This is a genomic window from Erythrobacter westpacificensis (assembly GCF_039542285.1).
GTDB classification, from domain to species: domain Bacteria; phylum Pseudomonadota; class Alphaproteobacteria; order Sphingomonadales; family Sphingomonadaceae; genus Alteraurantiacibacter; species Alteraurantiacibacter westpacificensis.
The window spans coordinates 18,192-38,991 of the sequence record NZ_BAABHV010000010.1; the positions used below are offsets into that span (position 1 = coordinate 18,192).

The window sequence follows — 20,800 nt, forward strand, 5'->3', positions numbered from 1 at the left end:
CCCCTTCATCATTTGCATTATTTAATAAACTATGTGGAGGCGTCAGCCTTGCGCCAGCGGTAGTAAGTCTTTTCCGAGACGCCCACTTCGCGGCAGCTTTCGCAAACGCCCCGCCCTTCGGCGATCAGCGCCTCGATCCGGCGACACTTTGCGTCCTTGTCGGGAATGACTGCCATCAGATCATTCCGCGCGGCCAGTCCTTCGGCTCCTCGAACGTGTCGCCGTTGTCGCGCAACGCCTCTTCGAAAGCGCGCGACTGGGAAAGGTAGACCTTGCCGCTCAATTCGTCGGGGAAATGGGTGCGCTGCAGCCGGTCCATCACCGGCCCCTTCACTTCGGAAAGGTGCAGCTTGATTCCCGCATCCTGCATCCGGTGGTTGATCGCTTCCAGGCTTTCGAGGCCCGACGCGTCGATCTCGTTCACCGCGCTGCACATCAGGATGACGTGGCGCACCCTGGGCCGGTCGGCCACCTGTTCCAGCACGTATTCCTCCAGCCAGCGGGCGTTGAGGAAAGTCAGCGCCTCGTCGATGCGGATGGAGAGCACGTGATCGGCGGTGAAGACCTTGTGCCGCTCGATATTACGGAAATGCTCGGTTTCAGGAACGCGGCCCACGATGGCGGCGTGGGGTCGGCTGGCGCGCCACAGATAGAGCAGCAGGCCGACGGAAACGCCCGCAATCACGCCCATCTCCACGCCTGCAACCAGGGTGATGCCGATGGTGGCGACATGCGCGGCAAAATCCGCCCGTGAATAGGTCCAGAGCTGCTTCGGGGTCTTCAGGTCCACCAGGGCCAGCACGGCAACGATGATCGTGGCGGCCAGCACGGCGATGGGCAGGCTGAACAGCAGCGGGGTGAGGAACAGGCTGGCGAGCGCGATACCGACGGCAGTAAACGCGCCGGCGGCAGGCGTCTGCGCCCCTGCGTCGAAATTCACCACCGAGCGCGCGAAGCCGCCCGTCACCGGATAGCCGCCGGAAAATGCGCTGGCGACGTTCGAAGCGCCGAGGCCGATCAGTTCCTGGTCGGGCGAGATGCGCTGGCGGCGCTTGGCGGCCAGCGTCTGCGCGACGCTTACGCTTTCCACGAAACCGATGATGGAAATCAGCAGCGCGGGCACGATCAGTTGCTGGATCAGCGAAACGTCGGTGCTGGGCATGGCAAAGGGCGGCAGTCCGGAAGGGATTTCGCCGGTGATGTTCACGCCCTTGCCCGCAAGATCGAATGCGATCACGGCCACGATGCTGACAGCCACGGCCAGCACCGGCCCTGCCTTGGCGGCGATATCGGCAGCCTTGGGCGGCAAGCCCATGCCGATCAGCATGGGTTTCAGCCCCTTGCGCACCCAGAACAGGAAAATGACCGCAGGCACACCCACGGCCAGCGTCCACGGGTTCACGTTGCCGATATTGGCGGCAAGCGAGCCTAGCATGTCGGGCCAGGTATCGCCTCCGCCCTGTACGCCCAGCACGTGCCGCAGCTGGCTGGTGGCGATCAGGATGCCGCTGGCGGTGATGAACCCGCTGATGACGGGGTGCGAGAGCAGGTTCGCGAGGAAGCCCATGCGCAGCACGCCCAGCACGAGCAGCATTACGCCGGACAGCGCGGCCAGTGTGATCGCCGCCTCCAGGTATTCCGCCGTCCCCTGCGCCGCCACCGCGCCCACCGCGCTCGCCGTCATCAGGCTGACGACGGCCACGGGCCCCACGGCCAGCGTGCGACTGGTGCCGAAAATGGCATAGGCGACCAGCGGCAGGATGGAGGCATAGAGGCCCACCACCGGCGGCAGGCCCGCCAGCAGCGCGTAGGCGAGGCTTTGCGGGATCAGCATGATGGTGACGATCACCGCCGCCACCATGTCGCTGCTCAGCGCCTCTCCGTTATAGGTGCGTCCCCAGTCGAGGATCGGGAAATAGCGTTTCAGCATTGCGGTCGCGTCAGGCCCCGCCGATGGGCCGGGCCATCCATTCGCGCCCCTTCAGCATCGCGTGCCAGTAGATGCCGGGCAGCACGTCAACCTTCAGTGTCCAGGCAGCGCGCGTGGCCTTGGTGCCGTCGATCACCCACTTGGGGAAAGTCGGCAGCAGCTTGCCGCCATAACCGAATTCGGCGAGCACGATCTTGCCGCGCTCCACCGTCAGCGGGCAACTGCCGTAGCCGTCGTAATTGCCTTTCAGTGGCTTGCCTTCGAGCCGTGCCAGCGCGTTGACGGCGGCGACCGGCGCCTGCTTGCGCGCTGCCGCCATGGTCTTGGCATTGGGCGTGCTGCCGCAATCGCCCAGCGCGAACACATCGGGGTAGCGAACGTGTTGCAGCGTGTGCTGGTCCACCTCGGCATAGCCCGCGTCGTTCGCCAGGACGCTGGCAGCGACGATCGGATTGCCCTTCTGCGGCGGACAGACGTGAAGCATGTCGAACTCGCGCTCAACCTCGCCGTTCTCGGTGGCGAAATACGCCTTCTTCGCCGGGCCATCGACGCGGGTGAGCGTGGAACCAAAATTGAGGTCGATTCCGTATCGCTCGACGTATTCCATCAGCGCGGGGACATAGTCGGCCACCCCGAACAGCACGGCGCCGTTGTTGTGAAACTCCACCTCGATATCGCCGAGGACGCCGCGCTTTTCCCATTCCGAGCAGGAGAGATACATCGCCTTCTGCGGCGCGCCCGCGCACTTGATCGGCATGGGCGGCTGGGTGAACAGCGCGCGGCCCTCGCGGGTCTGTTGCACCAGTTGCCAGGTGTAGGGCGCAAGGTCGTAGCGGTAGTTGGAGGTAACGCCGTTACGCCCGAGCGTTTCCTCCAGCCCCACGATCTCTTCCCACGCCAAGCGGTTGCCCATCGCCACCACCAGCACATCGTAGGTGACGCGTCCATTGTCTGCGTATTCGACCGCCTTGTTCTCCGGATCGAAGCCGGTGACTTCGGCTTTCAGCCAGGTCACGCCCTTTGGCATCACCGACGCTTCGGGCCGCACGGTCTCGTCCTTCTCGAACACGCCGCCGCCCACCATGGTCCAGCCGGGCTGGTAATAGTGCTCGTCGGCAGGCTCGATAATCGCGATGTCCAGACCCGGGTGGCGACCCAGGATCGAGGCGGCGGTGGCAATCCCGGCCGATCCGCCGCCAGCGATCACGACGGTGTGGTGGCTCTGGTGGGCAGTCATGGTGATCTCCGGTTCAGCCGGTTACGGCCTGGTGTAACAGCGTGCAGCGGTTGCCGGTGCGGCAATAGGCGAGCACGGGCGCGGGCAGTTCGGCCAGCGCGCGGGCGAATGCATCCTTCTGCATTTCGACGGGACGCGATGCATCGACGGGGATGTGGCGCACTTCCAGCCCCTGCGCCTCGGCAGCGGCGGCGATCTCCGCGAAGTCGGGCTGGCCCGGCTCCTCGTCGTCGGGACGGTTGCAGATGATGGCCTTGAACCCGGCCTTGGCCAGTTGCTCCACCTCTTCGGGCTGCACCTGTCCGGCGACGGAGAGGCTATCGGTCAATTTCTTCGGTTCCATCAGGTTCTTCCTTCGGTCAGTCGCAGCAGCGCCATGCCCACCAACATCGAGACGACGAAGATCGCCGCGCCCGCAGGCTCGATCGCCAGCGCCGCGAAGCCCGGGCCGGGGCACAGGCCCGCGATCCCCCAGCCCACGCCGAACAGCACCGCGCCGCCGATCAGCTTCGGAGTCAGCTCGTTCTTGGTGGGGACATGGAAATCGTCCTCGAAGATCGGGCGGGCCATGCCGGGCACGATGCGCCAGGCAATCGCCATCACGATCAACGCGCCGCCCATGACGAAGGCGAGCGTCGGATCCCAGTCACCGAACAGGTCCAGGAAACCGCGCACCCGCGCAGGTTCGGTCATGCCGCCTACGGTCAGGCCGGCGCCGAACAGGACGCCGGAAATCAGGGAGAAGAGTGTCTTCATGGCTCAGCCCTTGCCGCAGGTGTTGATGCCGAACGGCAGGTAGGCCGGGCAAAAGCGCACGAGACTGGTGAGCACGAACACCGCCGCAACGACGTAGGCGACGATAGCGAGCGTGCCGGTGATGGTGCCCGTCGCAGCCAGTGCGACAAGGACAATCGCGGCGACGATGCGCAGCGTGCGATCGAGTGAACCCATGTTCTTCGTCATTGCAGTACCTCCCATCCAAGCAAGTTCATTACGGCGACCGTGGCGATGCCTGCGGCCATGAAGGTGATTGTGGCGACGATGGAGCGGCCCGAGAGGCGGCTGATGCCGCACACGCCGTGGCCGCTGGTGCAGCCGCTGCCCAGCCGCGTGCCGAAGCCGACCAGCAGCCCGGCCACGATCAGCGGGACAGGCCCGGCAAAGGCAGGCTCCAGTCCGCCCTTGGCCAGCATGACGGCCAGCGCGCCCAGCGGCAGGCCGATCACGAATGCCCACGCGCCGATCCGGTCCATGCCGCTGCCGCCAAGACCGGCGGCTTTCGCCGCGATGCCGGAAACACCGGCAATGCGGCCCAAGGCCAGCAGCATGATCGCCGCAGCCAGGCCGATCAGCGCGCCGCCGATCAGCCCGTCCACGGGCGCTGCATCGGGAAATCCGGGGATCGTCATACCGCGTTCACCGGAATCTTGATGTAGGAGACGCCGTTATCCTCCGGCTCCGGCAAGCGACCGCCCCGGATGTTCACCTGCACCGAGGGCATGATGAGCGTGGGCATGTCCAGCGTCTTGTCGCGGGTGGTGCGCATTTCCACGAATTCCTCCTCGGTCACACCGTCCTTCACGTGCACGTTCTCCTCGCGCTGCTGCTTGACCGTGGTTTCCCAGGCATAGACGTCGCGGCCCGGTGCCTTGTAATCGTGGCACAGGAACAGGCGCGTATCGTCGGGCAGCGAAAGCAGGCGGCGGATCGAGCGGAACAGCTGACCTGCATCGCCGCCGGGGAAATCCGCGCGGGCGGTGCCGAAATCGGGCATGAAGATCGTGTCGCCCACGAAAGCCGCATCGCCGATGATGAAAGCCATGTCGGCAGGCGTGTGGCCCGGCACATGCAGGGCAATGCCTTCCAGCTCGCCCACCTTGAAGGTCTCGCCGTCGGTGAACAGGTGATCGAACTGCGATCCGTCCCGTTCGAAGTCGGTGCCGGCGTTGAACAGCTTGCCGAACACGTCCTGCACCCGGATGATATCCTTGCCGATCGACAGCTTGCCGCCCAGTTTTTCCTGCAGGTAGGGCGCGGCGGAAATGTGATCGGCATGGGCATGCGTTTCGATCAGCCACGTCACTTTCAGGTCATTGGTTTCGACGTATTCGATAATGAGGTCCGCCGAACCGAACGAGGTTCGACCCGAATTTGGCGCATAGTCCAGCACCGAGTCGATAATCGCCGCCTCTTTCGTGGCGGGATCGTGCACGACATAGCTGATGGTGTAGGTCGCTTCGTCGAAGAATCCCGCGATTGTCGGACGTTTGGTTTCGTCGTCGCGAGCGCGCTTGACCTGCGCGCTGGCAATGGCGAGGGCCTGGTCTGTGCTCATTTTCACGTTCCTCTTATCAATTTCGTAAACTGATAATATGTATTGCTTCGAGTCGCGTCAAGTGCTAGGTCACTTGCATGCAATCTGAAACTGACAACGCAATTCCCGTCCCGCCCCGCATCGGCGACAAGGCGCCGGCCTTCTCCGCACGCGCCACCACCGGGCATGTGAGCCTTGCCGATTTTCGCGGGGAATGGCTCGTGCTGTTCTCGCACCCTGCGGACTTCACGCCGGTCTGCACGTCGGAATTCGTGGCGCTCGCCCGCAAGGCCGATGAATTCGCCAAGCGCGACTGTGCGTTGATGGCATTGTCGATCGACACCCTGTTCTCCCATTTCGCCTGGCTGCGCCTGATCCGCGACAGGTTCGACGTGGAAGTGCGCTTCCCGGTGATCGAGGATCCGACCATGGTGATCGCCAGCGCATATGGCATGACCATGCCCGGCGATGCCGACAACTGGGGCGTGCGCAGCACCTATTTCATCGATCCCGAAGGCACGATCCGCGCGATTACCTGCTATCCGCCCAACGTGGGCCGCTCGATCCCGGAGATGCTGCGCATCCTCGACGCGCTGCAGGCGGCGGACAAGAATGCAGCCCTCACTCCCGCCGACTGGAAGAAGGGCGATGCCCTGCTCAGCCCTCCCGGAGAGGCTCTCGACGCCGTCTATGCTGCCGAGAACCCAGGCGACTGGTTCTGGCAGGAGCGCAAGTGATGGACGAAGGCCAGCTTCTCGAAGCGCTGAAAGCGGTCGCCCACCCCTCGCGCCTGACGATCCTGCAGGCCCTGTCGCGCGGTGAGCTGAACGTCGGCGAGATCGAGGAGGCGACCGACATCGGCCAGCCGACGCTGTCGCAGCAGCTCGCCATCCTGCGCAAGGCAGGGCTGGTGGAAACGCGCAGGCAGGCGAAGCTTGTCTATTACTCGCTGGATGCCCATGCGATCGGCACCATTGCCCGCGCTTTTTCAGACATGGCTCCCGCAAGCGCTCTGGCCGAGACCGAGCAAGGAGGGCGCAGACCGGCCTCCGGCGTCGCCAATTTCGCCAGGCTTCATATCTAGGCTCCGTCTAGCCCGCGCATCCGATCGCCACAGCGCTTCACGCGGGCGTCCTTTTTTGCCAAAGGGTGATGCAAAGCGTCGAGCCGTACGCAAAACAGGACGAAAACCCGCATGATCCGCACCGACTGGACCCGCGAAGAGATCGCCGAACTCTTCGACCTGCCTTTCACCGAACTGCTGTTCCGCGCGGCCAGCGTGCACCGCGAACATCACAGCGCGGACGAAGTGCAGCTGTGCACCCTGCTTTCCATCAAGACCGGCGGCTGCCCGGAAGACTGCGGCTACTGCTCGCAAAGCGCCCACGCCGACAGCGGCGTGGAAGCGACCAAGCTGATGGACGTGCGCCAGGTGCTGCAATCGGCTGCGCAGGCGAAGGATGCCGGCAGCCAGCGGTTCTGCATGGGCGCCGCATGGCGCAACCCCAAGGAACGCGACATGCCCAAGATCGTGGAGATCGTGAAAGGCGTGCGCGAGATGGGCATGGAAACCTGCATGACCCTGGGCATGCTCACCCCGTCGCAGGCGGAGCAGCTGAAGGAAGCGGGCCTCGATTACTACAACCACAACATCGACACGGGCCCCGAATATTATGAGCGCGTAATCACCACCCGCAATTACGAGGACCGGCTCACCACGCTGGAAAACGTGCGCGCGGCAGGCATCAACGTGTGCAGCGGCGGCATCGTGGGTATGGGCGAGACGCGCGAGGACCGGGTGGGCTTCGTCCACACGCTCGCCACGCTGGAGCGGCATCCCGAAAGCGTGCCGGTGAATGCGCTGGTTCCGGTAAAGGGCACGCCGCTGGGCGACATGCTGGCCGACACGCCGATGGCGAAGATCGACGACATCGAATTCGTACGCACCGTGGCGGTGGCGCGCATCTGCATGCCGATGAGCATGGTGCGCCTGTCCGCCGGCCGCGAGTCCATGAGCGATGCCACGCAGGCGCTGGCCTTCATGGCGGGCGCGAACTCGATCTTCACCGGCGAAAAGCTGCTGACCGCTCCCAATGCGGGCGATGATAGCGATGCCGCCTTGTTTGCGCGCCTCGGCCTGAAGGCGATGGAAGGTCAAGAACCCATGCGCGCGGTAGGCGGCTGCTCGGGAAGCTGCGCGACCAAGGCTGAGGCTGAAGCCGAACTCACCTGAGCCGACAGCCATGCTCGACCATATTCGCCAGTCGCTCGAGGTCATCGCAGCGAAGCACCGCACGCGGGCGCTGCGCGCGGTGGAGATGCGCTCCGGCGGCAGGCTGGTACGAGACGGGCGCGAGTTACTGGACTTCTCCAGCAACGACTATCTCGGCCTTGCGCAGCACCCGTTGCTGGTGGAGCGCACCGCCAACTACGTGCGCCAGTACGGCGCGGGCGCGGGGGCATCGCGGCTGATCACCGGCACCAGCGCGCTGCATCTGGAGGTCGAGGACAAGGTCGCCGCGTTCAAGGGGACCGAAGCCGCCCTGCTGTTTGCCACCGGCTGGCAAGCCAACGCCGCCGCGATCCCCGCGCTCGCCAAGGCGGCGAAGGGCACGGTGATTTTCGCCGACCGACTGGTGCACAATTCTATCCATGCCGGACTGCGTGCATCGAATGCCGACGCGCATTTCTACGACCACAACGACTATGGCCATCTCGACACGCTTTTGCACGAGCACGCCAACGCGCCCGCGCGGCTGATCGTCACCGAGAGCGTGTTCAGCATGGACGGCGACCGCGCCGACCTGCCGCGCCTCAATGCCCTGGCCGCACAACACGATGCCATGCTCTATGTGGACGAGGCCCATGCCACGGGCGTTCTGGGCAAGGGCGGCGCGGGGCTGACGGCGGACCATCCGGGCGCGCAGATCGTGATGGGCACGTTCAGCAAGGCGCTGGGCGGGTTCGGTGCCTACATCGCCTGCCCGGCCGTGGTTCGCGAATACCTCGTCAACATGTGCGCCGGGCTGATCTTCACCACCGCGCCCCCGCCCGCGATGCTGGGCGCGATGGACGCCGCGCTGGAACTGGTGCCGGGCATGGACGAAGAGCGCGCGCATCTCGCTGCGCTGGGCGACCGTCTGCGCGCCGGGTTGCAGAACCTGGGCTACGAGACGCTCGGCTCCACCACGCAGATCGTTCCGCTGGTGGTCGGGGCGGAGGCCGATGCGCTGGCGCTTGGCGAACACCTGCTGGTTAGCGGTATCGCTGCCCTGCCCATCCGTCCGCCAACAGTCCCCAACGGCACCAGCCGCATCCGTTTCGCGCTACGCTCGACGCTCGGCGAAGACGATATCGACACGGTGCTGGCTGCCGTTGCCGCATGGAAGAAAGCATGACCCGCTTTATCGTCACCGGAACAGATACCGACGTCGGCAAGACCGTGTTCGCCGCCGGGCTCTCGCAGGCGCTGAAGGCAAGCTACTGGAAGCCCGCACAGGCGGGGCTGGAAGGAGAGACCGACAGCCAGGCCGTTGCCCGCCTTGCTCCGGAGGCGACGGTTCTGCCCGAAGCCTATCGCCTCGAAACGCCCTGTTCCCCGCACGAGGCCGCGCGGGTGGACGGGGTGCAGATCGACGACGCGGCGCTGGCCCTGCCGCAGGTCGACGGCCCGCTGGTAGTCGAGGGCGCGGGCGGCGTGCTGGTGCCCTATCGCGAGGATTTGCTGGCGGCAGACCTGTTCGCACGCTGGAGCCTGCCCGCCATCGTGGTGGCACGAACCACGCTCGGCACGATCAGCCACACGCTGCTTTCGATAGAAGCACTCACGACACGCGGCCTCCCCGTTGCGGGCGTCGCCTTCATCGGGGAGGAAGAGCCGGTGGCCGAAGGCGCGATCACGCGCATTGCCGAAGTGCCGCACCTCGGCCGCCTCCCTCGCCTGGCTCCCCTCGATGCCGACACGCTGGCCGCCGCCTTCGCAACTCATATCCGCGTGGACCTGCTCTCATGACCCGCTCACCGGTCTGGCATCCTTTCCATCAGCATGGCCTGGAAGAGGACATTCCCCTCGTCACCCATGCAGAGGGGGCCGTGTTGCACACCGCCGACGGCAGGCGCGTGATCGATGCGATCTCCAGCTGGTGGGTGACGACGCACGGCCACAACCACCCCGCGATCATGGCCGCCGTTCGCGAGCAGACCGAGAAGCTGGACCAGCTGATCTTCGCCGGCTGGACCCACGAACCGGCAGAGACGCTGGCGCGAGCCCTGGTGGAGATAATGCCCGACGGCCTCGACCACGTTTTCTATTCCGACAGCGGATCTACCGCGGTGGAAGTCGCGCTGAAGATGGCGCTGGGGTACTGGCACAACCGGGGCGAGGCGCGGCACCGCATCCTGGTGCTGGAACACAGCTATCACGGCGATACCATCGGCGCGATGAGCGTGGGCGCGCGCGGTGTGTTCAACCGCCCCTATGCCCCGCTGTTGTTCGACGTGGGCACCGTGCCTTTCCCCGCCGCCGACCCGCAACCCAGCCTCGATGCGCTGGAAGCGGCCTGCGCGGCAGGCGATGTCGCCGCCTTCATCGTCGAGCCGCTGCTGCTGGGCGCGGGCGGGATGCTTACCTATCCGCCGCGGGTGCTGGCCGAGATGCGCGCGATCTGCGCGTGGCACGGCGTGCTGTTCATCGCCGACGAGGTGATGACCGGCTGGGGCCGCACCGGCACCCTGCTGGCGTGTGAGCAGGCGGGCGTAACGCCCGATATCCTGTGCCTTGCCAAGGGGCTGACGGGCGGCTCCATGCCGCTGGCCGTCACCATGGCGACGGCACCGATTTTCGAGGCGCACTACTCCACCGACCGCTCCAAGCTGTTCTTTCACTCCTCCAGCTTCACCGCCAATCCCATCGCCTGCGCGGCTGCGGTCGCCAATGTGCGGATCTGGCAGGAGGAACCCGTACTGGAGCGCGTGGCAGTCCTCTCGGACACGCTCGGCGCGGTACTGGCGAAACTGGCGCGACGTCCTGATGTGACGAATCCGCGCCAGTGCGGCACCATGATCGCCTTCGATGTCGCCGTGGGTGACGACGCGGGCTACCTCGCCGAGATCGGCCCGCAAATGCGGTCGCATTTCTTCGCGCACGACGTGCTGATCCGGCCGCTGGGCAACACTGTCTACACCATGCCGCCCTATTGCATCTCGCAAGCCGATACAGACCGCGTGGCCGAGGTGATGGCATCCGCTATCGAAAGCTGCGGCACCCGCTGAACGCGCCTCGAGGCGCACCAGGGGCTTCTTATCATCTGAAGTGACAGCGTGACCGCGAGAGAGCGGCCTCCCTCTCCATGCCATCGCGCAAGACAGACCAACCCCAGCTGCCGGATCTTCGCCAAAAATTCCCGCTTCTTTTGTTGCTAATGAGAATCTTTCTCACTACTGGCGCTGCGAATGATTCGCAAAAGCATGCGAACAAGCAATAATGAGGGATAATCCATGAAGTTTGCCTTGCCGCTCCTGCTCGCCAGCAGCGCCCTTGCCTCGAACGCAGCATTTGCGCGGGAGGCAGCGCCCGCCGAACAACCGCAGCGCGAGCCGATCGTCGTCACCGGCGAAAGACTGCAGAGCGAGAGCGCGACCAAGACCCCGGTTCCAGCGATCGAGGTGCCGCAACCGGTAACGGTCGTGCCCGCCGAACTTTACGAGGCGCAGGGGGCAATCTCGATTTCCGACACGCTGAACTACGTCGCGGGCGTGCATTCCAACCCCTACGGCCCGGATGGCCGCGTGGACGGCGGCTTCGTCCGCGGCGTCGACGCCTTGCAGTTCCGCGATGGCATGCGCGACATCTTCAGCTTCTACGCCAGCATCCGCGCCGATCCCTACAATTTCAGCCAGGTCGAGGTCATCCGCGGTCCCTCGTCCGTCCTGTTCGGTTCGGGATCGCTTGGCGGCATCATCAACCTCGTTTCCAAGACCCCGGAGTTCTCGCCGTCTGGAGAGATCTCTGTTCGCTACGGCTCATACGACCGTTTCGAGGCGCTGGCGGATTTCACCGGCCCGATCGGGGACACGCTGGCCGGGCGCGTGGTTGCGCGGGTCCGCGACAGTGGCACCCAGACCGATTTCGTGCCCGATGACCGGGTCCTCGTCTCGCCCTCGCTGACCTGGTCACCCGGCATGGATACCGAGCTGACGCTCATCGGTCTCTACCAAGAGGACGACGGCGGCTCGACCTCGCAATTCCTACCCTTGGTTGGCACCCTCCTGCCCAATCCGAATGGCCAGCTGCCGCAGGATCTTTTCATCGGCAAACCGGGCTATGACCGCTACGACGGCCGCCTGGCCCAGGGGACGGCGCTGTTCCGCCAGAACTTCTCGGAAAACGTGCGGCTCAACATGCGCGGTCGCTACATCGACAGCGACCTGACCTACTTCACGCACTACCCGAACAGCTATTCCAACCCCGCCAATCCCTATCTCGACGACGACCAGCGAATAATCGGCAACTATGCCAGCGGCAGCTATGCCACGCTGGAGATCGCTTCATCGGACAACAACCTGCAGTTCGACTTCAACACCGGCGACAACATCGAGCATATTCTTCTCGCAGGCGTCGATTACTCGTGGAACCGGGTCCGCAAGGAAGACGGCCTCGCGCTCGAGACCATCGACATCTACGATATCGATTACGGCGCGCTGTCCGACTTCGGCTTCGACATTCCGCGTGCGGGCGATCCGGGATTCATCTTCGGCAGTACGCAGGATACCGAAACCGAACAGCTCGGCTTCTATCTCCAGGACCAGATCCGTTTCTTCGACCGCGTTTCGCTGGTGCTGGGCGCGCGCCGGGACAACGTGACGGTCAGCAGCTTCGGAACCGAGACCATCGATTCCAGCGCAACGTCATTCCGCGCCGGCGTGATCGCCGAAGTCGTATCCGGCGTCTCGCCCTTCGTCAGCTATACCGAGAGTTTCGAGCCCATTGCCGGGACGACGAGCGATGGTACGCCATTCGTCCCCAAGCAGGGCGAACAGTGGGAAGTGGGCTTGAAAATCCATCCCACGGACAACGTGCTGGTTACGCTGACGGCCTACGACATTCGCGAAAAAGGCCGCCCGATCAGCGACGATTCCACGCCCGATCCGACCGACCAGGTGCAGGCGGGCGAATCGTTCTCGCGCGGGTTCGAGGCATCGGCCAGCGCACGCCTGCCGGGCGATTTCACCGTCATCGCCAACTTCAGCTACAACGAGGCGGAGATCGAGGGCACGAATCGCCAGCTCGACAATGTCCCCAAGACCAATGCCTCCCTCTGGCTGACCCGCCCGTTCGATCTCGGCAATGACGTGACCCTGCTGCTTGGCGGCGGCGTGCGCCACGCGGGCGAGAACGTGTCCTACGGCGCGGCATTTCCCGATGGTATCGTGACGCCGGGCCACACGCTCGTGGACGCTGTCGCAGAACTCTCCTGGAACGACTGGAGTCTCGCTCTCAACGCGACGAACCTGTTCGACGACGAATACTATTCGGCATGCCTTGCCCGGGGCGATTGCTTCCTGGGAGCGGAGCGCAACGTTTACGCAACGCTGACGCGCCGTTTCTGATGGCGGACCTCCTGCTCTGGGCCGGGATGGCCGCTGCGGCGCTGGGGATCGGTGTCTTGCGCTGGTCATGGTCGCTGAAGGGTCGTTCGCACTCTGCGAACCTGGCTGGCTGGGCATTGCTGGTGGCGGGCTGCGTGTGTGGCGGGATCGCCGCAGGCGCATGGGGGGCGGCCATCGTGTCGCTGGTCGCGATGGGAATTGCGCTCGCCGTGTTGTCCTGGGCCGCGGCGACCTCGCCATCCCGGCCCGGCAGGAGCCCCGGTCGGCGGGTGCGTCTGTTGCCGGACGGTGACGGCCCGCTCCGCATGGGAGGCAGGCTCGCCACCTTCGCGCTGGTGGTGGTCGCAGGCTTCGCCGCGTCGGTGGCACTGGCAATAGCGCTGCGGGCAGGCGCCATCGGACTCGGTTGGTCCGAAGCCGATGCCAATGCCGCCGCCCTGTTCGTCGTACCGATCGCGTGGGGAGCGCTCGCCACGCTCGTGCTCATGCTCGAAACACGGCGCGCGCAGTTCGTCGCCTTGCTGGCGGTGAGCCTCCCGCTCGCCCCCGCACTGATGGCAGGAGGCTGACCGAAATGACACTCGCCATGGATCCTTCCACCGTGAAGCGCGGGCTTTCGGCCCACGCCGCCATCGGCCTCATCGGAGGCGCGCTGCTTTATCTCGTATGCCTGACCGGCACCGTCCTGGTCCTCTACGAGGAATGGCAGCGCTTCGAGCAGCCCGATGCGCCCGAGATGAGCGAGATCAGCCCTGCGGCCGTGCAACGCGCTGTCGAGGCCGTGATCGCCCGCGAGGATGAACCGACCACCCATCTCTACGTGCACATGCCGGTGGACGGCCTGCCCCGAACCACCATCACCACCGATACGCAGGCCCTGCATGTCGATGCAGAGGGCAGCATCGTGCTGCCCGAGGAAAACGCCTGGTCGGAATTTCTCTACGGGCTGCATTATACGTTGAACCTTCCCACGCTGGTGGGGATCAGCATCGTCGGCCTGCTGGGCGCGATGATGATCGCCCTGGCGGTGACGGGCGTCATCGCGCATCCCAAGATTTTCCGCGATGCGTTCCGCCTGCGCTCGCGGAACAAGGGCGGCGTAGCCCTGGCGGACTGGCACAACCGATTGAGCGTGTGGACCTTGCCCTTCACGCTCGCGATCGCGCTGACCGGGGCGATCATCGGGCTGGCAACGCTTGCTGCCTACGGCATTGCGACCGCAAGCTACGGCGGCGATGTCGAGGCAGTCTATGCTCCGCTGTTCGGCGATGAGCCGGAGGCCGATCCGGCACCTTCGACCATGCCGAACGCGGTCGCGGCTCTGACCTACATGAGTGCCAACTACCCCGACGTGGAAGTGACCTACGCCATCCTCCACGATCCGGGGACGGCCGGACAACACATGCAGATGGTAGGAACGCATGACCGGCGACTGATCTTCGGCGAATATTACAACTTCACCGCGGATGGCGCGTTCACGGGAACGGCTGGGCTTGCCAACGGCGCGCTTGGCCAGCAGGCGGCCGCCTCGATCTACAACCTGCACTTCGGGAATTACGGCGGGCTGACCGTCAAGATCGCCTATATCGTATTGGGGCTCGCGCTGACTGCAGTCTGCGCAACAGGCACTTTCATCTGGCTGGGCAAGCGGCGCAGGCGCGGGATCCACGAGCCGCGCCTGAGAGCCGCCTGGCATGCGGTGGTATGGGCAGCCCCCGGGGCCCTTGCCCTCACCCTCCTCATCCGGATTGCAGTCGGCAACGAAGCGCCGTTCACCGCGATTTTCTGGGTAGCCTTCCTGCTGACCGTGGCCCTCGCGGCAATGCGGGCCAGCGAGCCGGCTCCCGACGCGCGCCCGGATTGATTGGGCTTTCGATCAACCAGCGATCTCGTTCGTCGCGGTGAAATAATCCGAGCGTATGACCTCGACGTCGGAGAGGAATGTCACCCCCGCAAGCCTTTCGAAAAGGCGAGCCAGGGCTCCTGCCACTTCGGAGATTTCCTTTTCGCCGCCGACCCCTACGAACATCACCAGCCCGGTCTTGTCGTTGAATATCGATTTGCCGTCATGAAACCCGCTGTGTCCCATCCCTGAGACATCGCGGATCATGGTCCAGCCGGAAATGCCCGCGGTCTTCAGGATGTCTTCCACGAGATTGCGGTCTTCGGCGTGGACCACCACTTCGATTTTTCGCCGTCGGTGAAGTTGCAGGGTGGGCGAGTCCGAATTGCTCATTTGGTTTCCTCCTGATCAGCCATTTACGGATAAAGGCGCGGCGCCTTCGGCAGGCGCTGTCGCCCGTGAACGCCACTTTCGCGCCTTGCCGTTTTCCGGGTCCACCACGACCAGCCGGACCCAGCCGTTATCGAACAGGCGGCTCAGCAGGTCGTTGCTCTCGACGATCGCCTGCACGCGGCCTGGCGGAGCGACGACCACCGTGAGCAGGCGCTGCGGGACGTGGAAGGGGGTGCCATCGTCCGCGAAGAGCGACTGCCGGGGCAGGCCAATCCGCAGGTCGCCACCGTTGCCCTGCACGACGCCGATACCGCCGATCACATTGTGCGTGGTCTTGTCACCGGCGCCGTAGTGGCGATTGTCGATGGTCGAGAACAGGTATTGGCAATTGATCCACTGGGCCACCACCATGGGCGCGGTGAGGATCGTTGTGAGTGCACTACCGTCCGCATCCTTCTCCCAGTCGTAGCTATGCAGGAAGGCGCGCCCCTCGAGATCGATCGATCGCGTCTGCTCTCGCTTGCCAACGATGAAGCCGGCATTGCCTGCCAGCCCCCACTCGGGCCGGATTTCGCCCCAGTGTGCGGCGCCTGTCAGCAAGTCGTCGGGCGCGCGGCCCAGGCGGCTTGCCCGTTTTTCGCGATTGCCGACGGCCGCCCGCGCGAGGTCACGCGTCAACTTCTGCAGGTCGGCATGGTGACTGGCAGGCACCTCGTCATGGTCGAACAGTGTCACCTCGTCGGTGGTGGTGTTGTGTTCTGCGGCCAGGAAATGGGTGGTGGACGGGATGGCAACCCCCTTCGCCGCCAGTTCCTCGCGCACCTCCGGATCGTTGAGAAACGCAGCGAGTATCCGCGCGTTCGATCCCCCCGCATGACCGCCGCATGCTCCGCAATCCAGTGCTGCGGCATAAGGATTGTTCACCGCGCATCCCGCGTGACCGGCAAGAACGACCAGCCGTGACGTTTCGGCCGGTAGCCCCGTCAGTTTGAAGAGGGCGGAGGCATATCCGACCTTGTCTTCGAGGGTAAAAGGCACGGCCTTTCCGGCGTCGACCGCACCATCGGCGTCCGGGCGCAACGCCCGGTTGCGGTCGGGCCGGAAGGCGGACGAGGCACGGCGCACGGCCTTCGGCGTCAGCGTTCGCGCCACCATTGCAAGGGCGCCCAGCGGCCCCATGGCCTCTGCGGTGGCAAAGGCCGTGGAGGTGCCCAGCTTGGCCGCGCCGAAGACCTGCGCCGCCTTTGCATCGCGGGCGGTAACGGCTTCCAGATCGGCGACCTCCTGCTCGCGGCCCGGAACGCCGCGCTCCTCGACATCGTGTTGTGGGGAGAGCAGCACCGGCAGCAGTTTCCTGCGCCGGTCTTCCCGAAAAGGATGCAGCGCAATGGGCAGGCCGAAGAAACCGGCGTAGCCGAATGTCTCGTAGTTGCCTTGCTCCTCCAGCGCCCTGCGGAAGGGTTCGGAACGCACATCGATGCAGAACATCAGCTGCGCGTCGGCCTTTGGTTGCGGCTCGGCGCTCCTGACTGCCGCCTGGATCTTCGGCACGAGGTCGTTCGCGTAGGTCCATTCGGCAGCCTGCATGAAAATCGCGCCCAGTTCGTCGTCCGGCATCGCCGCGATCTCGCGGAGGCGTTCGGCTTGCCGGTCGTCGAGGGACGCCGCGTCAAAGCCGAAATGTCGGGCAAGAGCGGGCACCGCATCGACTTTCCCGCTCGGCTGCGGTCGTTCGGAAACGCAGCCTGCGCGCTCCATGAGGAACCATAGCGCGAGCAGGTCCGCCATAGAGGTTGCCGGCTCGCTGGTCGTTACCGGATCGGCGTGCTCGCGCAGCCAGCGGATGTGGCCGGCCCAACCGGGAAGCCGCGCAACGAGGTTTTCGAGGTGGTCGATGTGGTCCTCGTCCCGAGTGCACAGGGCCAGCCCTTCCGCGATCGCTTCCAGCGGGTCGCGCGGCACGGTCAGCAGCAATTCGGCTCCTGCTTTCCCGGCAAGGCGGCGAAAGTCGCTATCCCTGCCGGCCATGGCCAGCACCGCCCGGTAAAGGCCCAGTTCGCGATAGGGCATCGGCGACGCAGCCAGCCCCTGGTCGAAATATGCCCCGCACCACTTGGCGATGAAGGCCGCATCGGGCGCGAGCTTGCCAACCTGTTCCGGCTGCTCGGCAATTTCGATCTCGAGCAGCCGCGCCATCAGCAGGTCCAGCGTGCTCAGCCCGGGCGCGACTGTCGCAAGAGCGCGGTAGATCGTCCCCAGCCGCGCAATCGCCGCGTCACGAAGCAGCTGCGGATCGATTCGCCCCGCATGCATGAGACGCCTCCAGACAGGAATCGGGAGGCTGCCCCGGGCACCGAAGCGGGCGGAAGCCTTCGACACGGCTTCAGCGAAGGGCAGATCCTCGAAAGCGGCGAGCGGGTTCACGCCAATGGCGCTTTCCAGCGGCCACAGGGGCGCCACGCTCCGAGACGCCAGCGCTATCAGGCCGGCAACTTCGGACCGGGTCAAGATCTGGTCCATGGCGGCAGCGGTGGGCATCATGTTCATGCTGGTTTCTCCTGCTGTTCGTCAGCGCAGCGCGCCGGCATTGATCAGTGCCGCATAGAGCGCGGGGGGAAGCGGGCGGCGGGCGGCAAGGCGACCGTGTTGAGCGGTCCAGGTGGCAAGAAAGACCGCCAAGAGCGCCAGCGCCTCCCACGAGCCGAGCAGGGCCGGCGGCTGCGATGAAAAGGCCTTGGCGGCAAACAACAGTCCCAGCCCGTTGACGGCGAACAGCCCGGCGATGATCGCGCCAAGGCCGATGCGCGTCCGGCCACGCAAATCTCCTCCCAAGACAGCGGCCAGGGTCGTCAGTCCGGTCAGCAGGCCCAGGGCCAGGGGGACCACCCCGGCGCTCGCCAGCCCGGAGAAGATCGCCGCCCCCACCCCTGCGAACAGCATGGCTGCCGTCGCCGTGGCCAGCTTCGGATCGACGAGCACGGACCTGCGGTTGCCCGCCATGCCGATCGCAGAGCCGGAGCCGAGGAAGAGCCATGCCTTGAACAGGCCGTGCGCAACCAGATGCCACAGTGCAGCGGCATAGGCGCCAAGGCCGCAGCTCATGATCATGAAGCCCATCTGCGCCACGGTGGAACCCGCGATCGATCCCTTGATGTCGGGCCGCACCATCATGATGCCCAGTCCCCAGAAAGCGGCGAACAGTCCCGTTCCGACAGCCGCGAAGCGGGCTATGTCCGCCATTTCGAAAACCGGCGCAAAGCGCAGCAGCAGGAACCCGCCGGCGTTGACGAGTCCGGCATGCATCAGGGCCGAAACGGGCGTGGGTGCAGTCATGGAAGACATCAGCCATCCCGAGAAGGGCGGAAGGGCGCAGCGGGCGGCTGCAGCGATCAGCAGGCCCAGCGCCGCCAGCGTCAGGAGGAATGGCGAAAGGCTCCCCGCGCGGTCAGCCACCACCGCCAGATCGATGGAACCGGCATGCCATGCCAGCAGCCCTAGCGCGGCGAGGAGCGCACCGTCGCCCAGAACGAAACTGCGCATGGTCCGGCGGCGGGCCGCGCTTGCATCTTCGAGGCCGGATGAGTGCCCCACCAGCCGCGCAAGCGCCCACCCGCTCAGGCACCAGCCGAGCGCGATCAGCAGCACGTTTCCGGCAAAGGCCAGCACCAGGACTGCAAGCACGAGAAGACCGAGATTGCCGAAAAAGCGCGCTTCGACCGGGTCGCTGCGCATGTAGCGGCGAGAGAAGCTGGCGGTGATGGCACCGACGAACAAGGTCAGTGCCCCCACGATCACGGAAAGCATGTCAGCCCCGGAGAAGGCGGCGATGGGCATTGCGAAGAAGCCGATCCAGAGCGCACCGGCGACGAGCCGACCTGCCCTCGAGCATGTGATGCGCGGCGATGTCAAAGCCATGAGGCCTCCTTTCGGGAGGCGCCAATGCCGACGAGCCAATGATTAAGGAAACGAGTTTTTAAAATAGCAACTATTGAATATACAAATGGCCAGGTCTAGCCTCGCCCGATGCCAGCTTCCCGCACCCTCGACCTCGAATTGCTTCGCTGCTTCGTCACGATCGCCGAAACCGGCAGCTTCACCCGCGCGGGCGAGCGACTGGGACGCACGCAGTCCACCGTCAGCCTGCAGATCAAGCGGCTGGAGGACCAGCTGGGTCGATCGGTCCTGAAACGAACGCCGCGCTCGCTCAGCCTGACGGAAGAGGGCAACCGGCTGCTTGGGCCTGCGCGCCAGATGCTGCGGCTAAACGATGCCACCATCGCCCAGTTGTTCGAGCCGGACATGAGCGGCAAGGTCAGGATCGGCGTGCCGGAAGATTTCGCGACCGCGCACCTGCCCGGAGTGCTGTCCGATTTCTCCCGCACACATCCCCTGGTCGAACTCGAAGTTACCTGCGACCTCACGTTGAACCTGCTCGAGAGGTTCCATTCCGGCGACTTCGATCTCGTGCTGGTGAAGCGCGAGCCGTCGGCACCGCTGGAAGGCATGCGCGTCTGGCGTGAACCGCTGGTGTGGGTGGCGCGCGACGAATTGGCAGTGCGGGACTTGCAGGCCGTGCCGTTGGTTGTCTCCCCGGAACCCTGCGTTTACCGAAAACGCGCCACGGACGCGCTTGATGCCATGGGTCGGCAATGGCGAGTAGCCTACACGTCCACGAGCCTTTCGGGCAGCCTTTCAGCCGTGAAGGAAGGTCTGGGAGTCGCCGTCCTGCCCCGGGAAATGGTGCCCGATTCTCTCAGCGCAATCATCGGGGACGAGGACCTGCCTCAACTCTACGACACGGAGATCGCGTTGATAGAGGCGTCGGGCCTGTCAGACACCGCACACCGACTTGCTCAGCACATCGTCGCCGCACTGGAACGGGAGCGCCATTGATCGGATGAAGAGGAAATGGATGCCCCGCAAGGATTCGAACCTTGATTGACGGAGTCAGAGTCCGCTCTCTTACCGTTAGAGGACGGGGCACCAGAGGTGGGCGCCATTAACGCCGCCTCCGGATTCGGTCAACCCTAGTCTGGCTGTACTAGCGGGCGGCGGGCCACACGCGGGTGCGGCAGAACAGCACGACACAGCCCTTCACCTCCAGCGCACCGTTGGCGCGGCGGCGCACTTCGGTGCGGTAGGTGTTGCCATCCTCTGGATTGTAGACCTCCCCGCGCCATGCGCCATCGTCCCAGCGCAGGTTCTGGAGGATGGTGATGCCGAGGATCGGGCGGTCGCGCAGGGCGGGATCGTCGTTGTGAATGTCTCGATTGGGCTCGCCCGGCTTGTTCTTGATGATCCGCGTGATCTCCCCGCACCGGGCATTGCCGCAAGGGGCGACGGTGATCTCCGTATAGCCGCCCGAATCAACGTAGGTTCCGTCGATGCTGCTCTGCGCAGCGGCGGGTGTGGCAAGCAGCGCGATAGCGGCGAAGGGGGCGAGGTTTTTCAGCGTCATGCTTCCCAATACGCATG

The 20,800-nt window shown here is 65.1% G+C and carries 22 protein-coding genes and 1 tRNA gene; 10 read left to right on the forward strand and 13 right to left on the reverse strand.

All coding sequences use genetic code 11. The features are described from left to right. Nucleotides 1-29 precede the first annotated feature (29 nt). The 8 genes from ABFX23_RS08045 to ABFX23_RS08080 are packed head-to-tail and all read right to left on the reverse strand — an operon-like array spanning nucleotide 30 to nucleotide 5,502. Entirely contained in the window at nucleotides 30-176 is a 147-nt protein-coding gene (locus tag ABFX23_RS08045; RefSeq protein WP_346032581.1) for a transposase, read from the reverse strand. Then, nucleotides 176-1,930, reverse strand: a complete 1,755-nt coding sequence (locus ABFX23_RS08050; protein WP_346032582.1) for a SulP family inorganic anion transporter — start codon at nucleotides 1,928-1,930, stop codon at nucleotides 176-178. Before ABFX23_RS08050 ends, ABFX23_RS08045 begins: the two co-directional genes overlap by 1 nt. Before the next feature lie 10 nt (nucleotides 1,931-1,940). Continuing rightward, the gene (locus ABFX23_RS08055; RefSeq protein ID WP_346032583.1) at nucleotides 1,941-3,167 is read right to left on the reverse strand and encodes an NAD(P)/FAD-dependent oxidoreductase; all 1,227 of its coding nucleotides are present in this window, start codon (nucleotides 3,165-3,167) and stop codon (nucleotides 1,941-1,943) included. A 13-nt stretch (nucleotides 3,168-3,180) separates the two neighbouring features. Beyond that, a complete protein-coding gene (locus ABFX23_RS08060) occupies nucleotides 3,181-3,510 on the reverse strand; it encodes a protein tyrosine phosphatase family protein (protein ID WP_346032584.1) in 330 nt (109 codons plus the stop codon). After that, the gene (locus tag ABFX23_RS08065) at nucleotides 3,510-3,923 is read right to left on the reverse strand and encodes a DUF6691 family protein (RefSeq protein WP_346032585.1); all 414 of its coding nucleotides are present in this window, start codon (nucleotides 3,921-3,923) and stop codon (nucleotides 3,510-3,512) included. The genes ABFX23_RS08060 and ABFX23_RS08065 overlap by 1 nt, the downstream gene beginning before the upstream one ends. A gap of 3 nt (nucleotides 3,924-3,926) precedes the next feature. Further along, nucleotides 3,927-4,130, reverse strand: coding sequence for a YgaP family membrane protein (locus tag ABFX23_RS08070; protein WP_346032586.1), 204 nt, complete (start codon nucleotides 4,128-4,130; stop codon nucleotides 3,927-3,929). Next, nucleotides 4,127-4,576, reverse strand: a complete 450-nt coding sequence (locus tag ABFX23_RS08075) for a YeeE/YedE family protein (RefSeq protein WP_346032587.1) — start codon at nucleotides 4,574-4,576, stop codon at nucleotides 4,127-4,129. Before ABFX23_RS08075 ends, ABFX23_RS08070 begins: the two co-directional genes overlap by 4 nt. Next, on the reverse strand, nucleotides 4,573-5,502 hold the full coding sequence (locus ABFX23_RS08080) for an MBL fold metallo-hydrolase (RefSeq protein WP_346032588.1): 930 nt from the start codon (nucleotides 5,500-5,502) through the stop codon (nucleotides 4,573-4,575). Before ABFX23_RS08080 ends, ABFX23_RS08075 begins: the two co-directional genes overlap by 4 nt. Before the next feature lie 77 nt (nucleotides 5,503-5,579). On the opposite strand from ABFX23_RS08080, the gene ABFX23_RS08085 reads away from it, so the two are divergent. From ABFX23_RS08085 to ABFX23_RS08125, 9 genes are all read left to right on the forward strand, one after another. Then, nucleotides 5,580-6,218 (forward strand): peroxiredoxin, encoded by a 639-nt coding sequence (locus tag ABFX23_RS08085; RefSeq protein WP_346032589.1) that lies wholly within the window; start codon nucleotides 5,580-5,582, stop codon nucleotides 6,216-6,218. Beyond that, nucleotides 6,218-6,565 carry an ArsR/SmtB family transcription factor gene (locus ABFX23_RS08090; RefSeq protein ID WP_346032590.1) on the forward strand — a complete coding sequence of 116 codons (348 nt, stop codon included), beginning with the start codon at nucleotides 6,218-6,220 and terminating at the stop codon, nucleotides 6,563-6,565. Before ABFX23_RS08085 ends, ABFX23_RS08090 begins: the two co-directional genes overlap by 1 nt. Before the next feature lie 111 nt (nucleotides 6,566-6,676). After that, on the forward strand, nucleotides 6,677-7,714 hold the full coding sequence (gene bioB / locus ABFX23_RS08095) for a biotin synthase BioB (RefSeq protein ID WP_346032591.1): 1,038 nt from the start codon (nucleotides 6,677-6,679) through the stop codon (nucleotides 7,712-7,714). A 10-nt stretch (nucleotides 7,715-7,724) separates the two neighbouring features. Further along, nucleotides 7,725-8,879, forward strand: coding sequence for an aminotransferase class I/II-fold pyridoxal phosphate-dependent enzyme (locus ABFX23_RS08100; protein ID WP_346032592.1), 1,155 nt, complete (start codon nucleotides 7,725-7,727; stop codon nucleotides 8,877-8,879). Then, nucleotides 8,876-9,493, forward strand: a complete 618-nt coding sequence (bioD, locus tag ABFX23_RS08105; RefSeq protein ID WP_346032593.1) for a dethiobiotin synthase — start codon at nucleotides 8,876-8,878, stop codon at nucleotides 9,491-9,493. The genes ABFX23_RS08100 and bioD overlap by 4 nt, the downstream gene beginning before the upstream one ends. After that, nucleotides 9,490-10,752 carry an adenosylmethionine--8-amino-7-oxononanoate transaminase gene (locus ABFX23_RS08110; protein WP_346032594.1) on the forward strand — a complete coding sequence of 421 codons (1,263 nt, stop codon included), beginning with the start codon at nucleotides 9,490-9,492 and terminating at the stop codon, nucleotides 10,750-10,752. Before bioD ends, ABFX23_RS08110 begins: the two co-directional genes overlap by 4 nt. Before the next feature lie 225 nt (nucleotides 10,753-10,977). Beyond that, the gene (locus ABFX23_RS08115; RefSeq protein WP_346032595.1) at nucleotides 10,978-13,089 is read left to right on the forward strand and encodes a TonB-dependent siderophore receptor; all 2,112 of its coding nucleotides are present in this window, start codon (nucleotides 10,978-10,980) and stop codon (nucleotides 13,087-13,089) included. After that, on the forward strand, nucleotides 13,089-13,658 hold the full coding sequence (locus ABFX23_RS08120; protein WP_346032596.1) for a hypothetical protein: 570 nt from the start codon (nucleotides 13,089-13,091) through the stop codon (nucleotides 13,656-13,658). Before ABFX23_RS08115 ends, ABFX23_RS08120 begins: the two co-directional genes overlap by 1 nt. A 5-nt stretch (nucleotides 13,659-13,663) precedes the next feature. After that, nucleotides 13,664-14,953: a PepSY-associated TM helix domain-containing protein gene (locus ABFX23_RS08125; RefSeq protein WP_346032597.1), complete on the forward strand. Its 1,290-nt coding sequence runs from the start codon at nucleotides 13,664-13,666 to the stop codon at nucleotides 14,951-14,953. Between the two features lie 12 nt (nucleotides 14,954-14,965). Here the strand turns inward: ABFX23_RS08125 and ABFX23_RS08130 are convergent, their stop codons facing one another. Genes ABFX23_RS08130 through ABFX23_RS08140 form a run of 3 tightly spaced genes read right to left on the reverse strand, consistent with a single transcriptional unit; the run spans nucleotide 14,966 to nucleotide 19,240 of the window. Beyond that, nucleotides 14,966-15,325 carry a P-II family nitrogen regulator gene (locus ABFX23_RS08130; protein ID WP_346032598.1) on the reverse strand — a complete coding sequence of 120 codons (360 nt, stop codon included), beginning with the start codon at nucleotides 15,323-15,325 and terminating at the stop codon, nucleotides 14,966-14,968. A gap of 15 nt (nucleotides 15,326-15,340) precedes the next feature. Next, complete coding sequence (locus ABFX23_RS08135; RefSeq protein WP_346032599.1) at nucleotides 15,341-17,872, reverse strand: DUF2309 domain-containing protein; 2,532 nt, start codon at nucleotides 17,870-17,872, stop codon at nucleotides 15,341-15,343. A 21-nt stretch (nucleotides 17,873-17,893) separates the two neighbouring features. Beyond that, nucleotides 17,894-19,240 (reverse strand): proton-conducting transporter transmembrane domain-containing protein, encoded by a 1,347-nt coding sequence (locus ABFX23_RS08140; protein ID WP_346032600.1) that lies wholly within the window; start codon nucleotides 19,238-19,240, stop codon nucleotides 17,894-17,896. Nucleotides 19,241-19,348: 108 nt separating this feature from the next. On the opposite strand from ABFX23_RS08140, the gene ABFX23_RS08145 reads away from it, so the two are divergent. Continuing rightward, on the forward strand, nucleotides 19,349-20,218 hold the full coding sequence (locus ABFX23_RS08145) for a LysR family transcriptional regulator (RefSeq protein WP_346032601.1): 870 nt from the start codon (nucleotides 19,349-19,351) through the stop codon (nucleotides 20,216-20,218). Between the two features lie 16 nt (nucleotides 20,219-20,234). Here the strand turns inward: ABFX23_RS08145 and ABFX23_RS08150 are convergent. Together ABFX23_RS08150 and ABFX23_RS08155 are read right to left on the reverse strand one after the other, a co-directional pair. Further along, nucleotides 20,235-20,308 (reverse strand) — tRNA-Gln (locus ABFX23_RS08150). 58 nt (nucleotides 20,309-20,366) lie between these two features. After that, entirely contained in the window at nucleotides 20,367-20,783 is a 417-nt protein-coding gene (locus ABFX23_RS08155) for a DUF2147 domain-containing protein (RefSeq protein ID WP_346032602.1), read from the reverse strand. Nucleotides 20,784-20,800: the final 17 nt, after the last annotated feature.